The sequence below is a fragment of the Rhizorhabdus argentea genome, from assembly GCF_037861105.1.
Lineage (GTDB): Bacteria > Pseudomonadota > Alphaproteobacteria > Sphingomonadales > Sphingomonadaceae > Rhizorhabdus > Rhizorhabdus argentea.
The window spans coordinates 1-18947 of sequence record NZ_JBANFK010000010.1; the positions used below are offsets into that span (position 1 = coordinate 1).

16 protein-coding genes are annotated in these 18947 nt (G+C 61.0%); 2 read left to right on the forward strand and 14 right to left on the reverse strand.

The window, feature by feature from the left end; genetic code table 11:
• Together AAC645_RS11005 and AAC645_RS11010 are read right to left on the reverse strand one after the other, a co-directional pair.
• On the reverse strand, positions 1-363 hold a 363-nt coding region (locus AAC645_RS11005), incomplete at its 3' end, for a serine hydrolase domain-containing protein (RefSeq protein ID WP_340315979.1).
• A 133-nt stretch (positions 364-496) separates the two neighbouring features.
• Complete coding sequence (locus AAC645_RS11010; protein WP_340315981.1) at positions 497-2764, reverse strand: TonB-dependent receptor; 2268 nt, start codon at positions 2762-2764, stop codon at positions 497-499.
• Between the two features lie 151 nt (positions 2765-2915).
• Here AAC645_RS11010 and AAC645_RS11015 point away from each other — a divergent pair, with 151 nt between their 5' ends.
• Positions 2916-3818 carry a LysR family transcriptional regulator gene (locus AAC645_RS11015; protein ID WP_340315983.1) on the forward strand — a complete coding sequence of 301 codons (903 nt, stop codon included), beginning with the start codon at positions 2916-2918 and terminating at the stop codon, positions 3816-3818.
• A gap of 123 nt (positions 3819-3941) precedes the next feature.
• Here AAC645_RS11015 and AAC645_RS11020 read toward each other — a convergent pair whose 3' ends face one another.
• From AAC645_RS11020 to AAC645_RS11045, 6 genes are all read right to left on the reverse strand, one after another.
• Positions 3942-5576 (reverse strand): hypothetical protein, encoded by a 1635-nt coding sequence (locus AAC645_RS11020; RefSeq protein ID WP_340315985.1) that lies wholly within the window; start codon positions 5574-5576, stop codon positions 3942-3944.
• Positions 5573-6931: an NAD(P)/FAD-dependent oxidoreductase gene (locus AAC645_RS11025; protein ID WP_340315987.1), complete on the reverse strand. Its 1359-nt coding sequence runs from the start codon at positions 6929-6931 to the stop codon at positions 5573-5575. Before AAC645_RS11025 ends, AAC645_RS11020 begins: the two co-directional genes overlap by 4 nt.
• Positions 6924-7361, reverse strand: a complete 438-nt coding sequence (locus AAC645_RS11030) for a GtrA family protein (RefSeq protein WP_340315989.1) — start codon at positions 7359-7361, stop codon at positions 6924-6926. The genes AAC645_RS11025 and AAC645_RS11030 overlap by 8 nt, the downstream gene beginning before the upstream one ends.
• Before the next feature lie 111 nt (positions 7362-7472).
• Positions 7473-9584: an acyltransferase family protein gene (locus tag AAC645_RS11035; protein WP_340315991.1), complete on the reverse strand. Its 2112-nt coding sequence runs from the start codon at positions 9582-9584 to the stop codon at positions 7473-7475.
• Between the two features lie 212 nt (positions 9585-9796).
• The gene (locus tag AAC645_RS11040; RefSeq protein ID WP_340315993.1) at positions 9797-9988 is read right to left on the reverse strand and encodes a hypothetical protein; all 192 of its coding nucleotides are present in this window, start codon (positions 9986-9988) and stop codon (positions 9797-9799) included.
• Positions 9989-10555: 567 nt separating this feature from the next.
• Complete coding sequence (locus AAC645_RS11045) at positions 10556-10843, reverse strand: hypothetical protein (RefSeq protein WP_340315994.1); 288 nt, start codon at positions 10841-10843, stop codon at positions 10556-10558.
• A 258-nt stretch (positions 10844-11101) separates the two neighbouring features.
• On the opposite strand from AAC645_RS11045, the gene AAC645_RS11050 reads away from it, so the two are divergent.
• A complete protein-coding gene (locus AAC645_RS11050) occupies positions 11102-11482 on the forward strand; it encodes a GFA family protein (RefSeq protein ID WP_340315995.1) in 381 nt (126 codons plus the stop codon).
• 147 nt (positions 11483-11629) lie between these two features.
• On the opposite strand, the gene AAC645_RS11055 is transcribed toward AAC645_RS11050, so the two are convergent.
• The 6 genes from AAC645_RS11055 to AAC645_RS11080 form a co-directional block, all read right to left on the reverse strand.
• The gene (locus AAC645_RS11055; RefSeq protein WP_340315997.1) at positions 11630-13516 is read right to left on the reverse strand and encodes an alpha/beta hydrolase family protein; all 1887 of its coding nucleotides are present in this window, start codon (positions 13514-13516) and stop codon (positions 11630-11632) included.
• 594 nt (positions 13517-14110) lie between these two features.
• Positions 14111-14494 carry a nuclear transport factor 2 family protein gene (locus AAC645_RS11060; RefSeq protein ID WP_340315998.1) on the reverse strand — a complete coding sequence of 128 codons (384 nt, stop codon included), beginning with the start codon at positions 14492-14494 and terminating at the stop codon, positions 14111-14113.
• 232 nt (positions 14495-14726) lie between these two features.
• A complete protein-coding gene (locus tag AAC645_RS11065) occupies positions 14727-15785 on the reverse strand; it encodes an LLM class flavin-dependent oxidoreductase (protein ID WP_340316000.1) in 1059 nt (352 codons plus the stop codon).
• 167 nt (positions 15786-15952) lie between these two features.
• On the reverse strand, positions 15953-16489 hold the full coding sequence (locus AAC645_RS11070) for a VOC family protein (RefSeq protein ID WP_340316001.1): 537 nt from the start codon (positions 16487-16489) through the stop codon (positions 15953-15955).
• Positions 16490-16500: 11 nt separating this feature from the next.
• Complete coding sequence (locus AAC645_RS11075) at positions 16501-17922, reverse strand: 2-oxo acid dehydrogenase subunit E2 (RefSeq protein ID WP_340316002.1); 1422 nt, start codon at positions 17920-17922, stop codon at positions 16501-16503.
• A gap of 1 nt (position 17923) precedes the next feature.
• Positions 17924-18946, reverse strand: coding sequence for an alpha-ketoacid dehydrogenase subunit beta (locus AAC645_RS11080; RefSeq protein WP_340316004.1), 1023 nt, complete (start codon positions 18944-18946; stop codon positions 17924-17926).
• Position 18947: the final 1 nt, after the last annotated feature.

Here is an 18947-nt window from a genome sequence, read left to right on the forward strand (position 1 = left end):
CAGACCGGCCTGGTGCGACATCATTTCGCCGACCGTGATCGCCGCCTTGCCGTTCGCCGCGAATTCAGGCCAATAGGCCGAAACAGGCGTTTCATAATCCAGCCTGCCCCGGTCAACCAGCATCGCGATGCAGATCGACAGCACGCCCTTGGACGTGGAATTGACACCGAAAAGGGTGCGATCCGTAATCCTGGCGGAGCGATCGTCCACACGACTTCCGCCCCAAAGGTCAACGAGGGGCGCGCCATCGCGGTAAACCGCGAAAGCTGCCCCGATGTCCTGGCCCGATACAAGATTATGTTCGAAGGCCAAACGGACGCCTTCATAGCCGCGGAGCACGGTTCCCTGGACTTTATCTGACACGAACCCAATTCCTATCCGAGATTGCTTGTCCATTCGCCGGCGTGGACACAGATGATCCTATGCGGCGCTGGCGCAAGAGGGCGGCGGCTGCATCACCCGTCTGAGGATGATGCAGCAGCTCCGATCAACGTGGTTAGAATATATACTCCAGCCGAATGCCATATGTGCGAGGCTTGGCGGCATTATAGTAGACGCCATAGGGCTGGGCGGTCTGCCTGAAAGCAGCATAGTCCTTGTTGAACACATTGTTGGCATAGACGCCAATGCGCAGCTTCTCTCCGGGCGGGCTGATATAGCCCGATGCGTTCGCGGTGAAGAGATGCCCGTCGCGATCATAGCCCAGCTGACCGCCTGCCCCAGGCTCGAAGTTGATCGAGGAGCGGTATTGCGCGATGGCCGAAAGCGAGGCCGTCCACGTCCCGATCGCGAACTCGTACCCCGCGTTGAGCGAGCCCGACCACTCCGGAGCATAAGGCGGGGCGGTTCCGGTCACGTCGATTGCGCAAGGATAGAGCGTTGCGCCCGGAGCGATCGGGTTCGACATGCCGGTCGGATCCAAGCAGACGAGCGCGGCATTGCGGAACGGCTTGTAGCGGGCATGCTGCCACGAGCCGCTGACGCCGAAATGGAGCCCTTCGATAGGAACGACCTGCGCCTCGACTTCGACGCCGTAATTCTCGACCGCGCCGGCGTTGCCTGTGACGGTGCCGCCCGAGGTCAGATCGAGCGTCTGAACCTGCTGGTTCTTGTTCTTGAAATAGAAGGCGGCGGCGTTCAGGCGAAGCCGATTATCGAACATGGCCTGCTTGACGCCGACTTCGTGGCTAAAGATCTTCTCGGGCTGCAACGGCGGCACGGGCGCGGGCGCTGGACCCGGCCCCGAAAAACCCCCGGCTTTGAAGCCGCGGGTGAAGCTGTAGTAGATGTTGGTCGGCCCATTATCCCAGGCCAGTACGAACCGCGGGGTGAACGCACGCTGTGAGGTGCGAAGATTGATCGTGTACGCACCGGGGATCCCGAACAGTGCCGCGAAACCGGCATTCGTGTCGCCCCTGGCGGTGCGCTCCTCATAGGTATAGCGGCCGCCGACCGTGACCTTCAGCTGGTCGGTCAGGTCGTAATAGCCTTCGAGGAAGGCCGCGTAGGACTTGGTCGCCGCGCTATTGTTGAAGCCCGGAGCCGTCGCGGGGTCCAGGCTGCCGCCGAATGCCAGCCCTAGGAAGGCCGGCCCGAAGTAACCCTTGTCATGCAGGTAGCTGAGGCCGAACAGATAGTTGAACCGGCCATCCAACTTGGAGGTGACCTGAAGATCCTGCGTATAGGACGTACCACCCGATTTCGGTACCGCAAACTCGAACAGCGGCAACGGCGTGTAATCCTGGTCAGATGAGCTGTCGATCGACTTCTGACGACGAAATGTCGTGATGCTCGACAGGGTGAACTTGCCCATGTCGAAGGTCATATTGAGATTGGCGCCATAATATTCGGTTTTGACGGGCTGGATCGTCGTGTTGTTTTCGGTCTCGTGGAAGCCGATCGAAGGCCTGACGATGCCAGGCGCGATGATGCAGGCATAGCAGGTCGAATCGTTGCGCCCCAGCGTGGCCAATGATCCGAGCACATAGTGAGTATTATAATATTGGCCGCCGAGGATGATGTCGGCGTTGCCGGGTTGCCAGCGCAGCTTTGCGCGCGCGCTATAGGCTCGCCCGCCGCCGGCATCCTGGCCCGTCGTGAGATTGCGAACAAAGCCATCATCATGCTTGTAGCTGCCGGTGGCGCGCAGGGCGAGATCCTGGCCCAGCGGCACATTGATCATCGCATTGATCTGCCGATGGTCGAGATTGCCATATTCGGCGCGCACCCGTCCTTCAAATTCCTGTTTCGGATCGGCGCTGTTGATGATGATGACGCCGCCGGTCGCATTGCGGCCGTACAGCGTGCCTTGCGGTCCGCGGAGCACCTGGATGCTGCCGATGTCGAAATTGTCGAGGATCTCGTTTACGGTCAGGGTGCGCGTCAGATAGGCGCCGTCTTCATAAACCGCGACCGGCGCTTCGATGCCGGTGGACACGAAATCGGTGCCAATGCCGCGAATATGCGGGGAGAAGAAACCGTTCGTCGTCGTGAAACTCGCGCTGGGCGTGATAGCCGCGATGTCGATCGCGTTCGTCAACCCAAGGCTCTGGGCGACTTCGGCCGTCACCGCGGTCACCGCGATCGGTGTATTCTGCAGGCTCTCGGACTTGCGTTGCGCGGTAACGATGATCTCAGCGGTTTCGCCCGCGGCATCACTGTTCGATCCCTGTGTCGCATCAGCCGTTGCCGCACGAGATTGTGCATAGCATGTGGAAGCGAGCATTGCGCTCATCGCAACCGCCACCCGTCCAAATTTTCGCATCTATCCCCCCATTTTTCGTCTGCTTGCCTGCAGGCGTTTGAATTCCGTACAGGCATGAGGTCGGCAGAGCCGCCGTGTCCAATACGTATTTCGCTATGATATATAAGAATATCATCATATTTGGGTGCGAGTTCGACTCTGGGGGATATGCGTGCCTATTGATCCGAAGCTCATGATCGACTTCGCGACCATCGCCGAGGAAGGCTCGTTTACCCGCGCCGCACAACGGCTGCGTGTCGCTCAGCCATGGCTGTCTGTCCGTATTCACAAGCTTGAAGAGATCGTCGGCTATCGACTTTTCGATCGCAGCACGCGGAGGATGTTGTTAACCGAGCCGGGGGCGGAACTTTTCGAAGCTGCCCGTAATGTTGCAAAAGCCGCGGAGGCGGCCGAGCGTTTGGCGCTCCAGCTCGGCCGCAGGAGCCGAACCGTGCTGCGGATCGGAGCCCCACCCTATTCGAAGATAATTCGTGAGCGGCGGGAGCTGATCGGCGAGTTCGCCCTCGCCCATCCGAATGTGAGTCTCGAAATCGAAATAGGCTGGTCGCTAGCGCTCCTCGATCGCCTGGCCAGGGGAGATATCGACCTGGCCTTCATCATGGGTGACACCGAGGCCGTCGGCTTTGAAAAAGTGGTTTTGAAATGGTTTGGGGTCGCACTCAGCCTGGCTCATGATCACCCATGGGCCAAGTTGTCGTCAATATCGCCCGAGCGGACGGTTGGGCAACCTATCGAGGTGTTCATCCGAAACCTGAATCCCGGTTTGTGGGATCAACTCTACGCTCCCCTGATCGAAGTCGGCGCCGATGTGATCGAAGTACCAGAATTGGCGGAGGGAGCGCCCGATAGAATGAGATCGCCAGAGGCCGTTGCCGCTTACCTCGACTTCGGAGCGGACGATCCTGGATTGGCCGAGATCGTCCGCATTCCCTTGGCAACACCGGCGATAGTTCCTTTTCAGCTTCTGCGCCATAACGCTGCGCCGTCGAAAGTTGGCGAGGAGTTCTGGCAGTTCGCGCATTTCCGCAGCGGACAAGGGCAATCGTCCCTATGACCTCGATTTGTCGAACTGCTCTGCCACCTCCCGACCCATCATCACCCGCTCTAGACCTTGAATAGAGCCTGATTCACCTCGCCCGCGGAAGCGCACAGCGCTTCCACCTCAGATGATCAGGCTCTAGCGCTGCGACCGTATATAGAGGATGGCCTCGCCGTATCGATCCGCGCCGATCCGGTGCGGGACGAGCCGGTAGCCATTCTGAAGCGCGAAACGCTGCAGCGGTATCTCCATCGCGCCCTCCTGGCCGATCAAAATCGCGTCCGGCGGATCGCGACCGAGAAGCTCGCCGATCGTGGTTGGCGACGTGATGTGGTAGGCGCGGCGCTGCTCGGCGGTCAGATAGTCGCCTACGCGATAGTAAAAGGGCCCGGATGCCAGTTCCGGATAAACCTTCAGCCCGGCCTCGATCGCGTATACCGGTGCCAGGGTCGCGATACGTGGTGTACCGTGGACGAAAGCCAGCTCCGCTCGGATGCGCTCGCCGAAAGCATGGATGCGGTTGCCCTCCCACTTCGCGGGATGGAGCAGCTTCGGGATGTCGGCCAGCAACATCGGCAGGCCCGCGATAAGCGCCGCAATGCCGAGCGCGATCAGCAGCGGCCGGGCTTGTGCCCGTTCGCCCCGCGTCAGCGATCCGGCAAGCGCGGCGAGCAGCAGGATAGCGAAGGGCACTGGCGGCATAAAATACTGCGAGAAGGAAGGCTTCGGCACGAAAGAGACGAGCAGCCCACATAGGGTGAGTGCCAGGCACAGCAGCACGGGCCAGCGGCCAAAACGGGCCGTCATGCTGCCCTCCGACTTCTGCCGAGCCGCAGCGATCACAACGCAGCCGATGATGCCGGCGATTACGAGCAGGGTCGAGCCGCCGCTCCAGAGACGATAACCGTAGACCAGACGTCCAGACAGGCTGAGGCCGATCACCTCGCCGGCATGCTCCGGGCGGCTCCAGTAGACCGTGTGCGGCCCGATAAAATACTCGAACACATCGAAGAGGAAGGCATCGCTATGCGTCGCGAGATAGTAGAAGGTCGGCAGCCCCCCGATGATGCCGCCGATCATCATCGGCAGCGATAGCGATAAGAGCCGACGCGATAGCGGCAGCGCGACCGGAAGCAACAGGCTTGCGATCGCGAAAGGCGGGATCATGACGACGTAGTTGGCCTTGAATCCGACAGCAACCGACAGGCAGACGCCGCATAGCAGCATCCTGATCGAACTCACCCGTTCTTGCGCCATGCCGTCGAGGAAGAAGAGCAGCGCGAGGGTCGCAAACGCGATCGGGAAGAGGTGCGTCGCAATGATCATGCCCTGATAGTCGACGAACAGGGCATTCGTGACGAGCAGCACGACGGAGACTATTGTCACCATCTTGCTGGCAGACAGGCGCCACGCCGTCGCCGCGAAGGCATAGAGGAGGCCGACCCAGCAGAGAAAGACGAGCAAGCGTGCGGCGAGGAAGTAATGGTCGGTAGCCGTGACTAACAGGAACCAGTGGAGCAGTATCGGCAGGTTGGGAAGGTGCGCGTAGCTCATCTCCTGGTAGAGCGCGTGCTGGCCGAACAGCATGCCGATGGGAAAATAGATCTGCTCGTCGTGGCGCAATTCCTCGCCCATCACGCGCGAGAAGAGCGCGACCAGCAGAAGCGCACCGGCGGCGATGATCGCGATCCGGACGCGACGATCCTGGCGTTCGGCAGGCATAACGGCTTGCGCGCCGCCATCGGGCGTCATCGAGCCGGAAACGACATTCATGCCGGAACTCGGGCGCGGATCTCGGCGGCCAGCGCCTTCGCGATCTTCCGGCCTTCGCGAACGGCGTGCGGCGTCCCGCGATCCTCGGGGTAGATTTGCGCCATCGAGGCAATCTTGAAGCCTTCGACCGGCGTGTCGTTGCCGGGGATGGCGTCTGCATAGCCGACCGTCGTCACTGGCTGGGTGTATGGCGCGCGCCACAGGTGGAAGGCTTTGATCCAATCGCGTTCGAACGCGGGAAACATGCGCTGGAGGTGAGGAACGGTATAATCGAGGAAATCCTGGGCGCCCATCCGGTAGACCGAATCGTCGGCCGGCAGGTATCGCGACAAATAGACGATATGGCGTCCGTCCTCGCGTTCGTTGGGGTCCATATTGGTATGTTCGATCACCGCGACGAAGGGGAAGGACGGGTCATTGACGTTCATCCAATAGAGCTCCGAGAGGCTGCGATCGAGCTCGAGCACGAGACACATGCTGCCGAGATATTTGACGTTGCGCAGCCGGGCCGCATAACCGGCATCGATCGCGTCGCCCATCACGTCTGCGACGATCGGCAACGCGGTCGTTGTGATCGCGCCTTCGCACGCAATCACATCGTGCTGCGTCCGTACTGCAGTGATAGCACCATTGCTCGTGTCGATGCCGATGGCGGGCGTGTCGAGCCGCAATGCGCCGCCATGGCTGCGGATATCCACCACCATCGAGTCGACCAGTGCCTTGAAGCCGCCCTTGTAATACATCAGGCTCTCGCCGCGCGCGCCCTTGCGGCTACCGCCGCGGAGCACGAGCTTGGCCCAGAACCATGCTGCGGAAACCTCGTAGGCATAGCGGCCGAACTTGCCGACCAGCAGCGGCTCCCAGACGACGCGGAACCCCTCCCGCCCGCCGATCCTCACAAGCCAGTCGGCGGCGCTGATATGGTCGAGCTCGCGCCACGACTTGATGCGCCGCGCCGCAAGCACGATCAGGCCCAGACGAATGCGGTGGATCAGCGGCAGCGGCGTGAAGCGCAACACGTCAAGCGGCGTCGTCAGCCGGAACAGCTTGCCCGCGAAATAGAGGCCGGTGGGGGAAGGGCGGGTCACGACCTGATCGCGCAGACCCATTTCCTCGACCAGATCGAGCAGGTAAGGATCATCATGGTACCAGAAGTGGTAGAACCGCTCGATCTCGCGACCGTCGGCCTCGAAACTTGCGGCGAGGCCGCCGGGTTGTGAGTCGGCTTCGACCACGACAGGCTCAATGCCTTGACGAACCAACTCGTAGGCGGCGGCGAGGCCCGCGAAGCCCGCGCCGATCACGACTACGCGCGGGCGGTTAGGTGGCATCGAGATGCTGACGAACTCACCCATTGATCGCATGCTCCCCCCGGTGCGCGCGGAACACGAAGCGGCTGCAGCCGAAATAATTGTAGAAGAAGACGATCGGGATCGAGAGACCCTTCGCGAGCATCTTGTCCACGGCCATGGCGAAAAGGAACACGAGCACCGTCGAGAGAGACAGGCCGATCAGGTTCAGCCCGAAGAAGCGGACAAACTGCCTCTTGGATCGCGCATCACGGTCGCGGAAGGTCCACTCGCTGTTCAGCAGATAGCTGACCATGATCGCCGCGGAGAAGGACAGGATGTTGGACAGGACGGCTGGCAGTCCGACAACGGTGGCCAGCACGGCATAGCCGCCCACATCGATCGCGAGGTTAATGAGCCCGACCGCTGCATAGCGGGCAATGCCCGTTATGTGTACGGACCGGGCGGATCTCGACAGAGTTATCGAGCGCGCCATGGCATGCTCTCGGCGGTGAGTAATTGCACGGACACCTCGTTTCGATACGAGAGACAGCGAGCCATACTCCAGTGTCGACAGCCGAGACGTCCGCTCGCACGGACCATAGCCTTAATCGCCAGAACGCAATTTCGGATGAGCCAACAGCCGCGTTGTGATGGCATCGAGGCGCCATGCCTCCCCCTCGAGCAGACGGTTGCTCGCAGTGCGAACTTGCATTTTTGTGCCGAAGTCGTCTGGACGACCGCTGAAAACCCCGTCGAACAGCCTCGACAGTCCGATGGCGCCTGCGATCGAGAGGTGGTCGTCGTCGCGGTAGAGCGAAACGCCGTCCTTGACGACCATGCAGCGATCGGCATCGCACAGATTTTCGGAAGGTCGTATCCGCTGCAAGTCCACTCCACCGGCGATGCCATCCAGGAATATCCTGGTTCGGCGGGTTCTCCGCGCATAGGTGCGGGCATCGAGATAGACGCCGTCCAACTGGCCGCCCCGGATCGCGAGCTGGGTGAGCCGATTTGGAACATTCGTACCTATTTCGGGAACCGGATAGACGATCGCCACATGTTTGCCGACCGCCCGCAGGCGGGCGATCGTTCGAGCCATTGCCGCAAGCACCAGATCGGACGCCGGGCCGGGTGGCTCTCCGCCGGCGGTGGCGAAGGCCGGCTCCGTGGAATGCTCTTCACTCGGCCCATAGTTCGAATGCTCGACATAGGCCTGCAGCCGGGAAGCGAGCACCACCGTATGGATCTCGCGGTCACTGACAAGCTGTCGCAGTGCCCACATGTTATAGGCATTGCAGATGTGCTGCCGTACGCCATCGGTTCTTTCGATACCGATCGCGGGCGGACAGCCGCCGCTGCCGTAGAAGATGACCCGCTCGCCGGCCCGATCGGCCGCGGCCGCGACACCCGGCAGCAGTGCCCAGGCGTGGCTGTCGCCCCACAGCGCGGTCCTGACCGGCCCCTTCGATCCGCGGACGCATGGCTTCGAGCCTTCATTCCAGCCGCTTCCGCTGTCGACCAGACATTCTGGCCAGGCTTCCTTCAAAGCCGCGCGGTCCATCGCCGCAACCGGCGCAGGCAGGCGCCACCACCAGCCATTGCCGAGATGGACCAGACTGCCAAACATCACGGCGGCGGCGATCGACGCGCCGGACGCGGCGAAGACGGATTTTGTGCCGATCCGCCATTCTTGCTGGCGATGCTGGCGAAACGGCTTCTCGACAAACCGCCAGGAGAGCACGGCAAGCAGCCCGGATGCCGCAATGATCGCCACACTTGCGGATGCCGATATATAATCGTTGGTCGCATAGCGATACAGGACGATGATCGGCCAGTGCCACAGATAGAGCGAATAAGACACCAGGCCGATGAAGACGAACGGCGAAAGGCTGAGGACTCGACGTACGAGCGTTGGCTGTTTCCCATTGTGGATGAGCAGGGCTGCGCCCAGGCAAGGCGGAACAGCATTGAGACCGGGAAACTTCGTGGCGCCGCTATAGCTGAACACGGTGAAGGCGATCAGCGCAACTCCGGCAATCGAACCCAGCTCCCGCAACATTGTTGAACGTGTTTCGGGAACTGCGCCGGTCGCCAGCAATGCACCGAGACCAAGCTCCCAGGCCCGGAAAGGGGCGAGATAGAAGGCGGGTACGGGATGGGCCGCAGTGGCCCACACTGACGCAGCGAACGACATCACGCAGACCACGCCGATCACGGCCGGGATGTTCCAGCGAAGCCGCGTCGAAATGATCAGCAATATCGGCCAGAAAATGTAGAACTGCTCTTCGACGCAAAGCGACCACATGTGGAGAAGGGGTTTCGCGTCCGATACGAAATATCCGCCTTGCTCGAGTGCAAAAAGGATGTTCGCTCCGAACAACGCCGTTCCCGCGACACTCTGCCCAAAATCCTTGAAATCATTGGGCAGCAGGATGAAAGATGCTGCCACGCAGGTTGTTGCGATAACAGCGAAAAGGGCCGGCAAAATGCGCCGCGCACGTCGATCATAGAAGCTGATCATCGAAAATCGGGACTGGGCAACCTCGCTGACAATGAGGCTGGTAATCAAATAGCCTGAGATGACGAAGAAAATATCTACTCCGACGAAGCCGCCGCTGAACCCTCCCACGCCGACATGATAGAAGACCACCGGAACAATCGAGATTGCCCGAAGTCCATCTATATCAGATCGATAGGTGGTCGATGAGGTTCCCATTCAACCCCCGGCAATTTTCGAACGATATCTCGTTTTGAGCAAGCATCGCATGGCGACAACCGCCAATAAGGGTAATGGGGCGAAATTCCCTTCCCACTCGGAAGGAGTATGTAACAAGCACCTGCACGATGGCTTGAGGATCAATTCCGTATTGCGTCCACGAAATTGCGTGGTTGCGGGCGCGACGCGGACGCAGGGCCCTTGTTGGCGTCTCAGTAGACGTCCGAAGCTTCGGGCTGCCCCATCGCAAGCCGAATGCCGATGGTGAGCAGCGCCCAGGTGGTGAGGAAGGCATAGCCTAGCAGAGGCCAAACCATATTTCGAACATCGACCAAAGCCATGAAGATCAACGTCAGCAGGGCGGCGACGATCATGGCGCACAGGGCGGTAAGGAAGAGTCTCATCGATCGCATCCCTCAGTTCGCGCCTGACATATGTACTACGCATATTGCGACTGCGACACTTGAGTCATAGGGCGGCCTGCTGGCCGTTGCAGCCCAGTCAGGATCGCCAGTCGATTAGAGCGGCAGAAGCCGACCCAAGCTCGGTCATCCTGGAGCCAAGTCGCGGCGCTTGGAAGCCGCCGTGAGGCCTGTCGATATAAGCCGCGCGTAATACGGTATATCCGGCCTGCCTTAATCTCCCCAGCGATCAGCGTATTAGCGGCCGGGACATTCCAAACCACGCCGCCTGCTCAAGGGTGGTCACCGCCTTACCTCCGCTGAACTCCCCCCTCATTGCCGCCAGCCCGGCGTCAATGTGCGTTTCTGAAAGCTCGCCGCCTTTATACTGCATGGGGCATCCTACGTCGGCACACGTCCGCTTTCCACTTCAAGCCTGTCCAAGGTGGACAGTCGGAAAATCACTCCTTTTCAGTCGTCCAGCGTCGTCGACTTTCCGCTCCCTTTCAGCCGTTTCACACTATTTTCGGCCGAGTGGCCACTCCCGACCCAAGGGCGGATATCCTCGGCCTAATTCGCTGCAAGTCGTTTCGGGAAGGACACCTCCAGCACCACTGCGCCAACATCTGTTCGGAATGGCCCATGTTCCTCATACGCACGGCGGCTCGCGTAATGACCTTGTTCCAACCACAGGTCGAACGCGGCGTCGTAGAGTCTCCCGCTGACGACGAAGATTTCTTCGGCATAGCCGTGCTTCTTGACGCCGATGTGGGATGTGTCCGCTCCCGCATGAAACCGCGTCAGCTTGGTATATTCCAGGGTCTCGGGGTCCTCGTTGAGCAGCAATTCTTCGGCCATGTTTTCCAAGCCGGGACACGGAGACCATCTCACGGCGGCTTCGCCTGCCAAGGTGTTCCAATATATAGCTGTCGTTTTCGTCACAGTCCTCCCCCTCTCCAAACTAAAATACGACATTGCTGGCCATCGTGATCGCGTCAACTGCTGCGCATCGAAGCGTCGCTTCCCACGACTTGCAGCCGGTTCATTCCGTTTCGATGGAACGACTGACGCCGACCATATTGCAGGCGTTCAGCCGAACGCTATGCTGGCGAGGTGATGCAGAGAATCGCCTCCTGTAATTGCGGCCAACTTCGTGCTCGCGCCGAGGGAGAGCCAGTCCGAATCTCGGTATGCCACTGCTTGGCCTGCAAGCGGCGTACAGGGAGCGCCTTCGCCCACAATGCGGGTTTCAACCACGATCAAGTTTCGATCGACGGGGAATGGAAAAGCTGGTCTCGCACGACCGATACGGGACGTACGAACACGTTCAATTTCTGCCCAGATTGTGGTTCGACGGTTTTTTACGACGTCGAGATGCGGCCGGGCATTGTCAACATCCCCGCAGGCGCGTTTGCCGATCCAGACTTTCCTGCGCCGACCATCGAGGTCTATCCCGAGCGCATGGTAAACTGGTGCACCGTCGAGCTGGAGCCGTGAAGGCCTCGCCACGTCCGCGTTCCACCCATCTCGGTCATTCCGCACCAAAGGAATCGGACGGCCGTTTCCACCCCAAGTCAGCCGCTTAGTGTAGCTTTACAGCTTTTATAAAGCGCAATCGGACCGAAGCCCAAGGCCGCGGCCGTATCACCGGGTAGGCCGATCCGGCGGATTGTAGCGCTCGATGAAGGCAGTGGCAGCCTCCAGCATCGAAGCGCGCGTGGTTCCGTTGGAGAGCCAATGATCTTCCCCTGGCAATGTCAGCAGCTCAACCGGCTTGCCGGCCTGCCGTAGAGCGCGTTCCATGGCGATGCTCTGTTCGTACAGGACGACGGTATCATCCTTGCCGTGGATGAGCAGGATGGGGGCATCCGCACGATCTGCAAAACGGATTGGGGAGATCGCCTGCAAGTCTCGCCCTGAGCCCACCTCTTGTTTGAGCGACCTGATCAGGGTCTGATTGCCTCTGCTAATTCGCACATCCGATTGATACATCCGCTGAACATCGCTCACGCCCGCGACGGAGACCGCGCATCGATAAAGGCCTTTCTGTAGCGTCACCCCCGCAAGCGCGGCATAGCCTCCATAGCTGCCTCCCATGATGCAGGCGCGGGCAGTGTCTACAATGCCCTGCCGGCCCAGCGCCTCCAGGCCATCGGAAATGTCCGTCTGCATCTTGCGACCCCATTGGCCGTGGCCGGCTTCTTCGAAAGCCGTTCCGTAGCCCGTCGAGCCCCGGAAATTGGGCTGGAACACGGCATAGCCCCGCGCGGCAAAGGCCTGCGCCCACCAATCGAATTGCGGGTAATCACGGCTGGCTGGGCCGCCATGGGGGAAAATCACGACGGGAAGATTCTTGGGCTCGCGGCCGGGTGGCAGGGTCAATACGCCGGAGATATCCAGCCCATCAGCGGCCTTATAGCGAAACATCTTCATTGGTCCGACGTCTGCCGCTGCGATCGGATAGGAAACCCCTAGTATAGTGGCCTTGCCGGATCTGATGTCGACAAGCCACCATGTTTGCGGGTCGCCAATTCCATCCGTTCTCACGATGAGCCGGTCGAAGGCATCGTTCCAGTCAATCAGCCTGACATTTACCCCAGGAAAGGCCTTAAGCGTTGCCGCCATGATCTTGTCGTGTCGGGGATCATAGAAGTGGGCCAGGGGCGCGTCACCCTCACGCAAATAGCCTATCAGGCGACGCTCTCGAGCGTCGGTAAACGTCCCGCTGATATACTCTTCCGCCAGGATTTCGGTGGGCACGCCCCCCGTCAGCGGCAACTCGAACCATTGGGTAACGCCAGTCTCCTCATTTTGCTGGCCGTATATGATGGTTCCGGGTGTCCGGCCCAGACTAATCAGGCCAATGTCGCCGCGGGGGCTGACACCCGCGGCGATGACGTTCGCGTCGCTATTTTGGATGCGCCACCTGCCGGCTTTTGGACTGAAATCGAGCGTTGCCGCCACCTCCCCGGTCGAGCCGAGCAGCCAGGAGCGGAACATGCCATCACCTTCAACACGGGGAGCAATGCGTCGAGCCTTGCCATTCTCAAGGTCTACTTCGTAGAGCTCGGGATGGGTGCTGCTGAGGTACGTCTCCCTCTGCCCATCGCGGTCCAGCGTAATACCGCCGAAATATCCCAGCCAGCGCCCTTGACGCTCCAGAACACCGTAGAAGCCAACAATGCCTCCAGTGACAGTCGATACTCCGTCAAAGATGGACCATGGCTTGCCCCCATTTATCGGGATCACGAGCATGGTAGACAATTCAGCCTTGGCTGTGGTGAAGCCTACCAAGGGTACGGTGCTGCTGATCTGCAGGAGAATTTTATTTTCTCCAGCCCAGTTGATGCCCCGGATTTTCGGGTTGCCGACAGGCACATCCAACAAAATATTATTATCTTTGTCGCTAACAACGAGCCGCCTCGCTTCTTTGGCAGCGCCGATGATCGCGACCCGCTCACCCGACGGAGAAATGGCGGCCATTTCGAAGCCGGGAAGATTTCCATACAAGGCGATCGAGGGCGCGCCCATCGCTGTTCCCGCAAACCCTACGCACACCATGATGAAAACGCAGCGTAGAATGAGCTGCCGAAAAAATACTCCCGCCACAGTTCCCCCTTGAGCGATCTTCAGTTCGAGAGCCTCACCGACTGCTTCAGTGGCTTCGCTTCAAGATCATCATTGAGGCCGGGAGCGCGGGGTTATTCCGTCTGATCCTCGTCTTTTTCGCTGTTTCTCTTGCGATCATCATTATTGGCCAGTGGGGTAACGATAGAGACCACAGAAAGATGACGCCGGAAATCGCTGTCATCATGGGCTTTGGCGTGCAAGAAAGTCGCTGGCATCCTGGCCTAATTGTCGTGTCGGCTCAGAATCTAGACGGCATAACCGGAAGCGCGGCCGTTCCACCGGCACAAGTCGCCGGATGCCGTGTCGGCGACAAAATCAGGGCGGAACGTGATGGGATAGCCCTGTACCCTAATCCGGCTCCGTGCCCTATCCAACTCCAGCCCAGCGAAGCTCAAAAGGAAGCTTGGTCGGGATAAGTCCAAAAGAGCTACCGCCAAGATTTAGATGACGATGCCCGGAGTCATTCGTAAACGACACGCTCTTGGGCTTTTCTGATCATCCTCCGTCATCCGGCGACGTGACGAAACAATAAGTATCTTCCGTCGTGCGAGAGGAGATGCGCCAGCCGTCCTGAGTTCGGACATATTGATCTATATAATAGAGGCCACGTACCATCACCGCGCCTGACCCGGCGCTCTCGGCTGGCTTTGGCATGGGCAGCGGATTGTAACACATCACCCGTCCTCGTGCGCGATCACCATCAATAACAAATTGGTGATTGGCCATCATGTGATGCGTCGGGCCCAAGGCGGCCAGACCCGGCACTGCCCATTCCATCAGATCCGCAATCGTGCCGACGGGGCCGCCCACCGATGAATAATCCGAGGTGGGCATCCGCAGTAAAAACGGCGGAGGAAAGGGTTTCGAAATCGCGATCATCTATCGCGCTGGCATAGACATAGGTAAGATCCTGAAGCTCAAACCTATCTGAGATATTCTGCAAGCTAAGCATTATCTCTCCAATGCATATTATTCGGGACTATATGGGTCGGTGTACTCTAAAAATCCACATCCCCGGATGCCAGCAGCGACTCAAGCTTCCTTCGGATGATCGTCAAGAAGGTCTGGCGCTGGCATTTCGTTCCACCTTTTCTGCCATGTCTCAACAAAGTCAGAGTGAAGATCCGACCCTCTTGCGGATTTCAGGGACGACGTAATCCATCAGATATTGTGTACGTGGATAAGTGCTCGCAATCGGCTCACCGGGCCCGCTGCTGGCCACGAAGACCACCTCCTCGATGACTGGGTTCGCGGTAACCGCCTCGACAATCTCGGAAACGGCCTTTGCGCCGTCCCAAATCCTGTAGATATCGAGATCAACCGCTTCTTGGATCTTTTCGAACCGTGAATGTTGCACGAACCCACGCTCAACATAGGTGTTCACGTAATTGAGCGCATATTGCTCCAGTTCCGCAACCGCTCGCTCAGGGTCTTCCGCGATGAGAGCCACCTGCGCGGCGATCACGGTGCCAGTACGCCCATAGTCTTTCAGGGCATCAGCGTAGATTCGCACGTGCTCGTTGTTACTCGATAGAAAACCGTCTCCGATCAACGCTGCCCGCCTTATGGCTGGCTCCGAGACACCTCCCATCAAGATCCGCGGGGGATCCGCGGGAACCGGCGTCACCGCAATTTCGGGCATCTTGAACCTTTTTCCCTCGAACGTGAACGGCTCGCCAGTCCACGCGCGACGGACAAAATCGACCGTATCTTCCATCAAACTGGGCCGGTGGCGCATGTTGACGCCGAACGCTGCGAACTCTTTTTCGCTGTAGCCCATGCCAATGCCGAGATCATATCGCCCTTGCGACAGGACCGACACCATCGCCGCATCCTCGGCGAGACGGAGGGGGTGATACAAGGGAGCAAGCGCCACGATGCTGCTCAGACGCACCCTCTTCGTCCGCATGGCGGCCGCGGCCGCCATGACTGCCGGCGAAGGGCACAGCCCATCGAAATGGTGCTCGCAAAACCAAACCGAGTCGAAGCCGATTGATTCCGCCCAGGCCACATGATCGAGCGTCTCCGCCCAGTGAGGCTCATACCGCCGGCGCGATGGGTCAGTCGCAGTAGCACGGTCGTTGTCCAGATAGTTGTACGCCACGCCGAAGCGCAATTTCCTTGCTTCGCCCTGCGTGTGCGCAGGCGCGGTGTAAACCAGCTCAGCCATCAGAGTCCTCCAACCATTGGGGCCCTTGGCTAGAGCCTAATTGGAAGAGGGTATGAGCGTAGGGGGCACCGTATCAAGGGCCGACTTCCCTTTTCGCGTCACCACCGAAGGCCTGCAACCACGCGTTGCCAGTCTGCACCCATCACCGCGCCGCTGGGTAAGGGGCCTCAGCCCACAACCCGCAACGGATCGCTGCCGTCCCACGACCGCGCCGCATCGCGCATCATTTCGAACAGGCCTTCCGAGCCCGCCATCGGCTGCAGCAGCTCGATGACGTGGCCGGGGCCTCCCCCGGCGTCGACATAGATCACTTCGCCGCTGTCGCCGACCTTGCCCTCGACCAGGATCTCGGCCCCGGCTTCGGCACAGGCGCGGCGGGCGTCGGCGATCGAGGGGACGAAGATGCAGATGTGATGCAGCCGGTCCTTCACGGCATATTCGCCGCTATAGATCGACGGCGCGTCGTTTTCCGGGCGGATCAGTTCGATCTGGATGTTGCCCCAATAGCCGATGGCGATCGAGAAGAGCGCGTCGGTCGGTGCGCCGCGATACTTCATCTCGCCGAGCTGGACATTCTCGATCAGGAAGAACGGGCCGACGCCCATGATTTCCGTCCAGTATTTCACCGCCGCGTCGAAATCTTCGGGCAGGTAGGCGAGCTGGATGATGTCGCCCAGGGCCTTGATCGAGCCGGGATTGGTCATGGTCGTTCCTTTCAGGAGAAGAGACCTTCGGGCGCTTCGATCAGGCCCTTCAGCGTGGCGAGGAAGGCGGCGCCGGCGGCGCCGTCGATGGCGCGGTGATCGACCGACAGGGTCAGCGCGATGCGGGTTTCGAACAGCACGCCGCCGCTGGCCGTTTCCACCGGCTGGCGGGTGGCCGCGCCGACCGCGAGGATCGCGCCCTGCGGCGGGTTGATGATGGCGTCGAACTGCTCGACGCCCATCATCCCCAGGTTGGACACGGAGAATGTGCCGCCGTCCATGTCATCGAACGAGAGCCTGCCCGCCGCCGCCTTGTCGATCAGCGCGCGGGTCGCGGCGGCGATCTGGTCGATCCGCAGACGATCGGCGCGGCGGACCACCGGCGTGACGAGCCCCTTGGGGCTGGCCACCGCGATCGCGACATCGGCGTGGGGAAAGCGGTGAAGCTCTTCGCCATGCACCTGCACATTGACGTCGGGGTGCCGGACGAGCGCGTTAGCGACGGCCTTGACGATATAGTCGTTCACCGATGCCTTGCAGCCGAGCACCACATTCGCGGTCTTGCGCATCGCCAGCAGCGCGTCGGCGCGGGCGGAAATGCGCAGGTAGAAGTGCGGGATCTGCTGCTTGGCCTCGGTCAGTCGCCGCGCCACGATCTTGCGGATCCGGTCGAACGGAACGATCTCGGGCTGGTTGGCGACCGCCGCCAGTTCCGGCACGGCGGGGGCCGTCGCCTTCGCTGGCGCCGGCGCGGGCATAAGCGCCAGCACATCGGCTTTCGAGATGCGGCCGCGCGGGCCGGTGCCGGTGACGCCCGCAAGCGCGATGCCATGCCGGGCGGCGATCCGGTGCGCCAGCGGCGAGGCGAAGGCCTTGCGGTCTTCTACGATCAACGGTGCCGCGCCGTGCAGGACCGCATCGGCTTTGGGCAGCGATGCCTGGTGGACATCCTGATAGGTGATGCGGCCGCCGCGGCCCGACCCTTCGAGATCGGCAATGTCGACGCCCTCGGCCTCGGCCAGCTTGAGCGCCTCGGGACTGATCGGCCGGTTGGTCATGATCCTGGTGGGCGCGGCGGGTGCTGCCGGGACAGGGGCAGGCGTCGCATCGGCCTTGCGCGCCGCGACCTGGGTATCAGCGGGGCGGAAGGCGGCGATGAAGGCGTCGACCTCGGCGTCGGTCGCGGCGGCATCGGCGAAAACCGCGAGCAGCGTGCCGACCGGCTGCGCCCCGCTGCCGGCCGGGACCAGCACGCGCCGCGCGACGGCGTCATATTCGGCCTCGACCTCGTTGGTGATCTTGGCGGTTTCGATCAGGCACAGCGTCTGGCCGCGGGTGAAGCTTTCGCCTTGCTGCACCATCCATTCGGCGATGGTGCCCTCGGTCATCTCGATGCCCCATTTCGGCATGCAGAACGGGCGGATATCGGCCATGTCAGTTCCCTCGGCGCCAGGCGAGGAGCTTGCGCACCGCCGCCTCGATCCGCTCGACCGACGGCAGGTAGGCGCTCTCCAGCTCCCGCGCGAAGGGGATCGGCGTGTGCGGCGGCGTGACGGCCTGCGGCGGCGCCTTCAGGCTGGCAAAGGCCTTGTTCGCGACCAGCGCACAGATGTCGACCGCAAGGCCGCAGCGCGGCGGGGCCTCGTCGACGATCAGGAACCGCCCGGTCACCTCGACCGAATCGAGGATGGTTTCCTCGTCGAGCGGGCTGGTGCTGCGCAGGTCGATCACGTCGCAGCCGATGCCCTCGGCGAGCAGCTTGTCGGCGACCGCCTCGCAGAAGCCGAGCAGCAGGCCCGACGACACGATGGTGACATCCTGGCCGGCGCGGGAGAGCCGGGCGTGGCCGAAGGGAATGGCGAAGTCGGGATCGTCCGGTACTTCGCCGCTGATCCCGTAGAGCGCCTTGTGCTCGAGGAAGATCACCGGATCGTCATCGCGTATCGCGGTGCGCAGCAGGCCCTTCACGTCGGCGGGCGTGCTGGGCATGACGACCTTGAGCCCCGGCATGCCGGTGAGGATCTGGTGGACCGACTGGCTATGCTGGGCCGCGGCGTTGTAGCCGGCGCCATAGGCCATTCGGATTACCGCCGGGCATTTGGTCTTGCCGCCGAACATGTAGTGGAATTTGGCGAGCTGGTTCCAGATCTGGTCGAGCGACACGCCGATGAAGTCGGCGAACATCAGCTCGGCCACCGGGCGCTTGCCCGACAGAGCGAGGCCGGCCGCCGCGCCGATGATCGCGCTTTCGGAGATCGGCGTGTCGATCACCCGGTCCGCCCCGAACTTGCCGAACAAGCCGACCGAGGTGGACCAGATGCCGCCGATCGCTTCCGGGCCGCCCGCGGTGCCCATGCCGCCGACCACGTCCTCGCCCAGCACCACCACATTGGGGTCGCGGGCCATTTCCTCGGCGATCGTCGTGACAACGGCGTCGCGGTACATCATCTCTGCCATG